Origin of the sequence: Nitrospira sp., from assembly GCA_029194535.1 — a bacterium.
Classification (GTDB): domain Bacteria; phylum Nitrospirota; class Nitrospiria; order Nitrospirales; family Nitrospiraceae; genus Nitrospira_C.
Map to the genome: position 1 here is coordinate 1 of JARFXR010000004.1, position 8,432 is coordinate 8,432.

The 8,432-nt window shown below is 58.2% G+C and carries 7 protein-coding genes; all 7 read right to left on the bottom strand.

Annotation, left to right across the window (positions count from 1 at the left end):
* On the bottom strand, nt 1-2,441 hold a 2,441-nt coding region (locus P0111_18370), incomplete at its 3' end, for an efflux RND transporter permease subunit (protein MDF0645998.1).
* Nucleotides 2,438-3,628, bottom strand: coding sequence for an efflux RND transporter periplasmic adaptor subunit (locus P0111_18375; GenBank protein MDF0645999.1), 1,191 nt, complete (start codon nt 3,626-3,628; stop codon nt 2,438-2,440). The genes P0111_18370 and P0111_18375, both read right to left, overlap by 4 nt.
* Before the next feature lie 791 nt (nt 3,629-4,419).
* Nucleotides 4,420-4,974 carry a hypothetical protein gene (locus P0111_18380; GenBank protein MDF0646000.1) on the bottom strand — a complete coding sequence of 185 codons (555 nt, stop codon included), beginning with the start codon at nt 4,972-4,974 and terminating at the stop codon, nt 4,420-4,422.
* Nucleotides 4,975-5,281: 307 nt separating this feature from the next.
* Nucleotides 5,282-5,482, bottom strand: a complete 201-nt coding sequence (locus P0111_18385) for a hypothetical protein (GenBank protein ID MDF0646001.1) — start codon at nt 5,480-5,482, stop codon at nt 5,282-5,284.
* Nucleotides 5,483-5,709: 227 nt separating this feature from the next.
* A complete protein-coding gene (locus P0111_18390; GenBank protein MDF0646002.1) occupies nt 5,710-6,333 on the bottom strand; it encodes an NAD(P)H-dependent oxidoreductase in 624 nt (207 codons plus the stop codon).
* A gap of 107 nt (nt 6,334-6,440) precedes the next feature.
* Entirely contained in the window at nt 6,441-8,045 is a 1,605-nt protein-coding gene (locus P0111_18395) for a Na+/H+ antiporter (GenBank protein MDF0646003.1), read from the bottom strand.
* A 44-nt stretch (nt 8,046-8,089) separates the two neighbouring features.
* On the bottom strand, nt 8,090-8,432 hold a 343-nt coding region (locus P0111_18400; GenBank protein ID MDF0646004.1), incomplete at its 5' end, for a rhodanese-like domain-containing protein.

Here is an 8,432-nt window from a genome sequence, read left to right on the forward strand (position 1 = left end):
ACGGGATCAGGCCCGCTGGAATAGGTCGTCGAGACGACTGTATCGAGCGGGATCATTGATGTCTCTCGACCATTCAATGTTCGAACATAGATCTTGCTGATATCGGCCGGGCGCGATCGATACTGGGGCTCGGCTTCGGTCTGCACTCGATAGACACGACCGAATTTCACAAAATCGTTGATGTACAGGTTGCCGAAATAGGCCTGAAGCGTGTCGAACACTTCGGAGATGGGCACACCGAGCGCCTTGGCCCTCTCTCGATTGATCTTGGCGTGCACGCGAGGCGCGCTCACGCGAAAACTGGTACTGACCGCTCCGATCGCCGGATCCTGGCGTGCCTTTTCGACGAACTCCTGAGCGACCGCGCCGAACTGCTGAAAATCCCCGCCGCTCGGATCTTGTAGCTGCACGGAAAACCCGCCGGTGGCGCCCAGACCCCGGATCGAGGGAGCATTAAACGCCAGGATCAGCGAACCGGGTATCTTCGCAAACTCTCCGAACGCGCTCCCAATCAACGCCTTGACATGGTCCTGCTTGCCCTTCCGTTCATCCCAATGTTTGAGGGGCGCGAAGAGAGTCGCCGTATTGGTTCCTCTGGTATTAAAGACGAAGTTCTGTCCCGAGAGCGCTTGTGTTGCATAGATCGCCGGCAAGGTATGGTAGTACTGCTCGATTCGATCGACGACCGCGTCTGTCCGCTTTTTCGACGCCCCATCAGGCAGCTGAACGACGGTAATAAAATACCCCTGGTCCTCTTCCGGTAGGAAGGCCATAGGAATCATCGTGAACAATCTCACGGTGACACCGATCACGACCGCGCACAGCGCGAGCGAGAGCACGATGTGTTTCAACGTGAAACTCACGCCTGTTGCATACCGCTCTTGAACCCACCCGAACATCCGGTTAAACAGCTCAAAGAAGCCTGTGCGTGGCCCATGACTCGGCTTCAGCACGAGGGCGCAGAGGGCGGGGCTGAGCGTCAGTGCGACGAACCCGGAGATCGCGACGGAGACCGCAATCGTGATCGCAAACTGCTTGTACAATTGGCCGGTGATGCCTCCGAGAAATCCCACCGGCACAAAGACCGCGCACAGTACCAGCACGATGGCGATCACAGGGCCGGCCACCTCTCCCATGGCCTTCTTGGCCGCATTTTTCCGTGACAGTCCATTCGCCAGATGACGCTCCACGTTCTCCACGACCACAATGGCATCATCCACCACAATTCCGATGGCGAGCACCAAGCCGAAGAGGGTGAGGGTATTGATGGAGAACCCGAGAACCGCCATTCCGGCAAAAGTTCCGATCAGCGAGACCGGAACCGCCAGAACGGGAATCAATGTCGCGCGCCAGCTTTGAAGAAAGAGGTACACCACCAGGATGACCAAGACCATGGCTTCCCCCAAGGTCTTCACCACTTCCTTGATGGAGACATCGACAAAGCGCGTCGTGTCGTAGGGAATGTCATAGGTGACGCCGGGCGGAAAAATACGACTGAGCCTCTCCATTTCGGCGCGAATTCCCTTGACCGTGTCGAGGGCGTTGGCGCCGGGTAAGAGAAAAGTGAGCAGCAGCGCGGTAGGTTTACGGTTATAGCGGCCTTCGAGCACGTAGGATTGCGCTCCCAACTCGACCCGCGCCACGTCTTTGAGACGAACCATCGACCCGTTCGGCATTGCGCGAACGATCATATCCTCGAATTCGCGCACGTCGGTCATGCGCCCCTCGGTGATGAGCGGAAGCGTGAGTTCTGTAGGAATCGGCATGGGCTCCCGTCCGACGGTTCCAGCGGGAAAGTCACGGTTCTGTTCGCGCACCACATTCGCGATGTCGGTCGGCGTCAGGCCCAACTGCGCCATACGCACCGGATCGAGGATAAGCCGCATGCTGTAGTTCTGCTGCCCGAAGACCTGCGCATCGCCGACGCCGGGCAACCGCTTGATATTGTCGAGGATTCGCAGGATCGCGAAATTCGAGAGGAAGAGCGCATCTTGCTGCGGATCGTCGGAATTCAACACCATCACCGTCAGCAAATCCGGCGACATTTTTTTAACGGTCACTCCTTGACGAATGACTTCCGGCGGAAGCTGCGGCTCGGCCAGCTTCTGGCGATTCTGTGTCTGGACTTGCGCGATATCCACGTTCGTGCCGATTTCGAAGGTGAGCTTGATGGTCACGTGACCGTCGTTCGTACTCGTCGAATCGAAATAGAGAAGGTGGTCGATCCCGGGCAGCTGCAACTCGATGGGGCGGGCGACCGATTCCGCCACGACATCCGCGCTCGCGCCGGGATAGTCGGCTTCGATCTGCACCACCGGGGGAGTGATTTCTGGAAATTGAGCGATGGGCAGGGCCAACATTGCCACCAAGCCCACGACGATGATGACGATGGAAAGGACCGAGGCGAAAATCGGCCGGTCGATAAAAAAACTGAGGTTCATTTCGCCTGTTCCGCGCCGCCGGTCGGCGCCGGCGGCGTATCGGATTGTGTCGAGGCCACCGTGACGGGCTTGACCTGAGCTCCGGGCACGACTCGTTGGAATCCCTCCAACATGACACGCTCCCCGGCATGGAGCCCTTCCTCGATGAGCCACTGGTCTCCTTGCCAATCCGTCGCCTTCACGTCTCGGACCTCGACTTGGTCACCCTGACCGACGACATAGACAACCGCGCCTTTCGGTCCCTGCTGAACCGCGCGCTGAGGAACAAGAATGGCATTGGGTTTCGACACTCCGTGAAAGCGCACGGTCACGAACTGGCCGGGCAACAACACCCGATCAGGGTTCGGGAACACCACTCGCGCTTGCCGGGAACCGGTCTGGACCTGCAACCCGATTTCAGCAAAATCCAACACACCCTCATGCGCATAGGTCGTTCCGTCCACGAAGATCATGGTGCCCGTCAACTTGTAGATTCCCGGGTGCTGAATCCGTTTCGAAAGGGTGTCCCGTCTTCGTTTGAGGAGAAAACTCTCCGGTGCGCTCACGATCACATACATGGGATCGACCTGATGAATGACGGTCAGGAGGTCTGTCTGCGCAGTGACCAATCGCCCTTGGTAGTACCGGGTTCGTTCGATCAAGCCGTCGACCGGAGCCGTGATGACGGTATTGTCCAAATCGAACTTGGCCTTGACCAAATCCCCCTTTGCCGCCTCCAGCGCGGCCCGCGCGGCAAGATCTTCCGCGACTGCATCGTCGACGTCTTTCTGACTGACGGCATCTTCGACGAGCAACGGCTTGACGCGCGCCAGATCTTGCTTGGCTTGGACGAGCCGCGCTTCAGCTTGCGCGACTCGTCCCTTCGCGCTCACGAATGCCGCCTGGAAGGGCACAGGATCGATCTCGTAGAGACGGTCACCTTGCTTGACGTCGCGCCCCTCGGGGAAAAACCGTTGCTTGATGATGCCGGTGACTTGCGGACGAATCTCGACGATACTCGACGCCTCGGCTTGCCCGATAAACTCCGGTTCATCGGGAACAGTCTGAGTGGTGACTTGGACGACCTGCACTTCGGGAATCGGACGAGGCGCGGAGGAGCCGGCTTCGCCTTTGCACCCAAACAAGCCGGATGCTCCGACGAAAAGAGTTACGCCTAACGTGAGTCTCTTGCGGGTCGTCTCATCCATGACATTGCGCACTTGGCAGACTGTGGAAAAACCCTCCGTTCATCCTTCGAGAGCCTCAGGACGAACGGAGCGCTCGCTGCATTTACTGAGGCTTTCCGTTCGTGCTGAGCGTGTCGAAGCACACAAATCGAGTTTTCCGCAGCCAGTTAGACAGGCGCAGTATGGCCTACTGAACTCCCAATCCTCAAGAGCGACGCCGGCAGGCTCACCTACCACACAAAGCTGATGCCGGAAGAGATAGCCGTCAGGCGCGCCTCACCGGTCAAAGGACCGAGAGTCGGGCTAGCTCACGTTCTTCATGACGGTCCGTGACGAACTCGGGACGGGGCGCGTCTTGATGCGCCCGGGGAGGGTGGGTGTAAACATGAGACGCCAGGCGAGACGGTTCGACAGGCTCACCGTCCTGAGTGGTGCCGAAGGACGGGCACGCGGAGCCTGGGGACTGACACCCTTCACCGCGTCTGCGCTGGGTGTCTGTCCCCGTCCGTACAGGCACAGGCACCGTCAAGTGTCTGGATCATCTGGCGCACATCCAGATCCGGAGTCCTCTCGCCGGAGAATCCGATTCGGTTGAAGTACGCGTCGAGATCGATGGGGGTTAAGGGATTCACACGTTTCTCCATTGCTTACGATGCCCATCGCGTCAGCGGTATCTATGCGTGTCGGCGTCATTCGTGTGTCCGGCTCACGTTTGGGGTAACCTGCTGCCGGAGCGTGAAGCGCAGAGGGAACCCGCAAGCTGCCCTTGCGGGGGACCGGTTGACTATGAGGTTAGGCTGCAACAGATACTTTCATTTGCATTCCGCGCCTTTCGCTCCGCATGCTTTGCATTTCGTGTACGGAAACGAGCCTTCTGGACTGCGACCGAACAACAATTCAGCGTTCTCGTAAAAAAGGTGGTAGCAGTAATCGAAAACACCCTGGACGTTTAGCCCGGCGATGCCTCGGTTCTTGGGGTGATCCAAGTGATGGATAAGCGCGTTTGTGTGTTCCCGCAGCTCCGTCAACTCGGGAAACAACCGTGAACGGATTACGTTAATGCCCAAGGTTGCCTCTCGACACTTCGTGCAAGGAGTTGCTGGATCCTCGACGATGCAACTTTGAATCTGCCGCATCAGATACGTATCCGCCGAACGCGTGGCGAGTGCAACGACGTAAGCGCTCGACAGTTTTTCCATCCAATCGCGACCACTTGAGAAGGCGTTGTAAGCTCGCAGTGCAGTAGTTCTCTGGACGATCGCCATTGCAACTTGTACCGCGGGTCCTTCACCCGCTCTCAGGCCGACGGCTTCAATTGGGTGCGGCGAAAAGGCCAAATTGTCAGTGGTCGCGTCCATTTGAAGCATAACGCAAAGCTCAACCGCCGCTGCAAGCAAGCTGCTGAAGCGTTGGGTTAGCCCTGCTGCTTGATGCGTCGCTCATACTCATCATGAGGTCCGATCCAAACCCAAACGAAATCTGGCCCATCCTCAACGGCGAGTGCCCGGTGATGAGGGCCGACCCTAGCGGACCACAGCTTGTCGACTTTCTTGAAGTGCAGCGACGGGTGTGCGGGATTTTCTTTCAGGAGGTCGAAGTTGTGTCGGGCCACTCTCTGGACAGTTTCGGGAAGGTGCGTATAGCAAGTCCAAAACCGAGCCGTTGTGCGATGGTTCACAGGTTCTCGAGCGTCCCCTTGGCTTTCGCTTCGAGTGCCTCATCCACCAAGAAATCCAGCCTCCCAGCCGTAGAGTCGGTTTCGATCTGCTTGTCCCATTGCTCCCAATCCTTTTCCGACAACCACCGGACGAGTTCGGCGAACTCCTCTGGAGGAAGGCTCTCGATTTCTGTCTTGAGTTCGTCTGCCTTTGACATGGGTTTCCCTCCCATCGATGATCTGGAACACCAATTCACCGGCCTGGCTCGAGGAAAGAAGTCATCCTTGTTCGAGTCTCAGTATGCCACGCTCCCATGCTAAGCGCTACACCTCGCGACGCGGCCGGCCTTGAACAGGTTGCCGGCGATTGCGCTGCCCATCTTTCCAAGGCCGATGAATCCCATTGATTCTATCGCATGAACTCCTCGGTTACCGCTCTGCTATGTTAAATCCCAACGATCTTTGGTGGTAGTCTTTCTCCCTCGCTGAGCAGCCGCTCCAGCGTCACTCTGGGACAGACATTGTGCTCAATGTAGGCCAGCAGGTTTGTTCCGACGCCACGGATGAGTCGTTCCGCGTCAGCGTCCAGGCATCGACCCTCATTGTCGAAGACCGTCCTGACATTCGCGATTGAAATCGGCAACGGCAGAACGATCCCTCCGACATGCGAGACTACGCTCCGCAGATGCTCTAAGGATTTCACGGCGCCGATCGTTCCCCCCGCGACGCCCAGTAGCGCGACCGGCTTCCCGGCCAAGGGGGACGGATGACCGAGACTTTCAATAATGTGCTTCATCACGCTGCTGAAACTGCCGTAATATTCCGGCGTGGCCAAGATGACTCCCGTGGCCTCTCCCACTTTCTGCTGGAGCTGTTTCGCATCCTTGGACGGTGGGTCGGTCCCAGGCGGTGGAAGATTCAATGTGGCAGGATCAATGACCTCGGTTGCGACCTTTGGGTGCTTCTTCAGTTCGTCAAGAACGAGGGCGATCGCCATACTCGTATAGTTGCCCGGACGCACGCTGCCGTTGATAATGACGATGTGAATCTTGTCGGATGAGCGCGCCATCGGTTCCTCCTGACACCAGAATTATTCCTCTTGTCTCCTCCGGCTGTTTGAACACCCACATCGCCGTACGAGACACCACCCGTTCGAACGGCTCCTGACACTACGCCTCAGCCCCTGTGTCGTTGCTCGCTTAAGCCGAGATGGAGCGCTTCGACATCCAGCTCCTGTTCCAAGCGATGCAGCACCTCATCGCTGATCGTGCCCTCATCCCGGAGCCGAATCAACGCCGAACGTTCGGCTGCCAAGGTCTCTTCTCTGAGCCGAAGAAAGGCTTCGCTCGTTTCTTTCTTACAATCAGGATCGATCTCGGCATCCGGCGAGAACCGCCGAAGACGCCCGCCATAATGTGATTTCAATTGCTCGACATGAGCCGGTTTCGTCCAGTCTTCCTTGGTCAATTCGTTCAGGCGTGACAATGCCGCGTCGGCCGCCTGGTGGCGAGCCTGCATTTCTTCCTCCTCTCCCTCCGAACCGCCGCTCACTCCGAGCGTCCGAATCAGCGGAGGCAACGTCAGCCCTTGGACGACCAACGTGGCAAGAATCACTGTAAAACTGAGGAGGATGATTTCAGACCGGAAGGGAAATGGTGTGCCGGTGCCGGTTGATACCGGCAACGCCATCGCGGCCGCCAAGGTCACAATGCCCCGCATGCCGGTCCAGGCCACCAAAAAAATATGAGGCCATGGCGGAAGAGGGTCTCGGGCGCGGAGCGTTGGGCTCAGGTATCGAGGGATTGTCGCGATCAAGGGAACCCATGCCAATCGAACGACGATGGCTGCCCCACTAATGAGCGTCCCGCCGATTGCGAGAGACCACAGTCGATCCGAGGGAACGGTCTCTCGGAGTGTGCCGAGCTGCAAACCGATCAGGATGAAGATCACACCGTTCAGCACGAAGACGACCAAATCCCACACGGCACGTCCATGGAGCCTGGTGATCGGCGCGACTACCTTGCTGAAGTATTGCCGTAGGTATAAGCCACCGGCAACGCAGGACAGTACGGCGGAGGCATGGATCACCTCGCCAATCACCCATGCCACGTAGGGAGCCAGTAACGTCGCCGCGATCTCGGTAAAGCTGTCTTCAATGGCGTGGAGTATCCATCGCGTGACCCATCCGACCACAACTCCGACCGCGACGCCCGCCACCGCTGCATACACAAATTCGAACAGCGCCTCTCCCACCACGAAACCGCCGACGACGACTGCTGCGACGGCGGCCTGATAGAGGACCAATGCCGTTGCGTCGTTGACGAGACTTTCGCCTTCCAGGATCGTGACGATCCGGCGCGGCATGTTGAGCCGTTTGCCGATGGCGGTGGCCGATACGGCGTCCGGTGGAGAAACGATGGCGCCGAGTGCGATTGCTTCAGCCCAACCGAACCCCAACACAGCATGGGCGACTCCGGCAACAGCCGCCGCGGTCGCCAGGACAAGCCCCACCGCCAAGAGTGAGATCGGACGGATGTTCCGGCGGAAATCTCGCCAGGACGTGAAATAGGCGGCCGCCCATAGGATCGGCGGCAGGAAGACCAAAAAGACCAGGTCGGGGTTGAGCGTGACCGTGGGCATCCCCGGGACAATGGCCAAGAGGAGCCCGCCGATCACCAGCAAAATCGGGTAAGGGATCAGAATTCGCTGTGCGACCGTCGTCAGAGCCAGGACGACGGCAAGCAGTAGAATAATGATCTCAAGCTGATGCAGGTTATCCATTCACCTGACGCAACCGAAAACCATCAAGGCGCAAGAGGCGCCCATCATTTTTCGATCTCAAAGTCGTCGTCCCTCCACCAACGCCATCCACCGTCCAATTCCATGACGGGATAGCCCTTGCCGGCAAACTCGACCGCCGCTGTCGCGGCGAGATGACAGACCTGCGAGTAGCAGTACAGGACATTGGTCTTGTCCTTGCGCAGGCCTTTCAACGTGGGCCATTGATCCTTGGGCAGATTGATCGCGCCAGGGATATGCCCTTCGGCGTAGTCTTCTGCAGCCCGCACATCGATCACGTTGACCTCGTGGTTCTTCATCATCCGTTCGAGTTCTACGGGACCGGTGGTAAACGCCATTTTCGCCTCGAAATAGACCTTTGCCTTCGCC

Coding starts and splice junctions, on each gene's coding strand:
- P0111_18375 (MDF0645999.1), bottom strand. CDS start 3,628: ATGGATGAGACGACCCGCAAGAGACTCACGTTAGGCGTAACTCTTTTC.
- P0111_18385 (MDF0646001.1), bottom strand. CDS start 5,482: ATGTCAAAGGCAGACGAACTCAAGACAGAAATCGAGAGCCTTCCTCCA.
- P0111_18390 (MDF0646002.1), bottom strand. CDS start 6,333: ATGGCGCGCTCATCCGACAAGATTCACATCGTCATTATCAACGGCAGC.
- P0111_18395 (MDF0646003.1), bottom strand. CDS start 8,045: ATGGATAACCTGCATCAGCTTGAGATCATTATTCTACTGCTTGCCGTC.
- P0111_18380 (MDF0646000.1), bottom strand. CDS start 4,974: ATGCTTCAAATGGACGCGACCACTGACAATTTGGCCTTTTCGCCGCAC.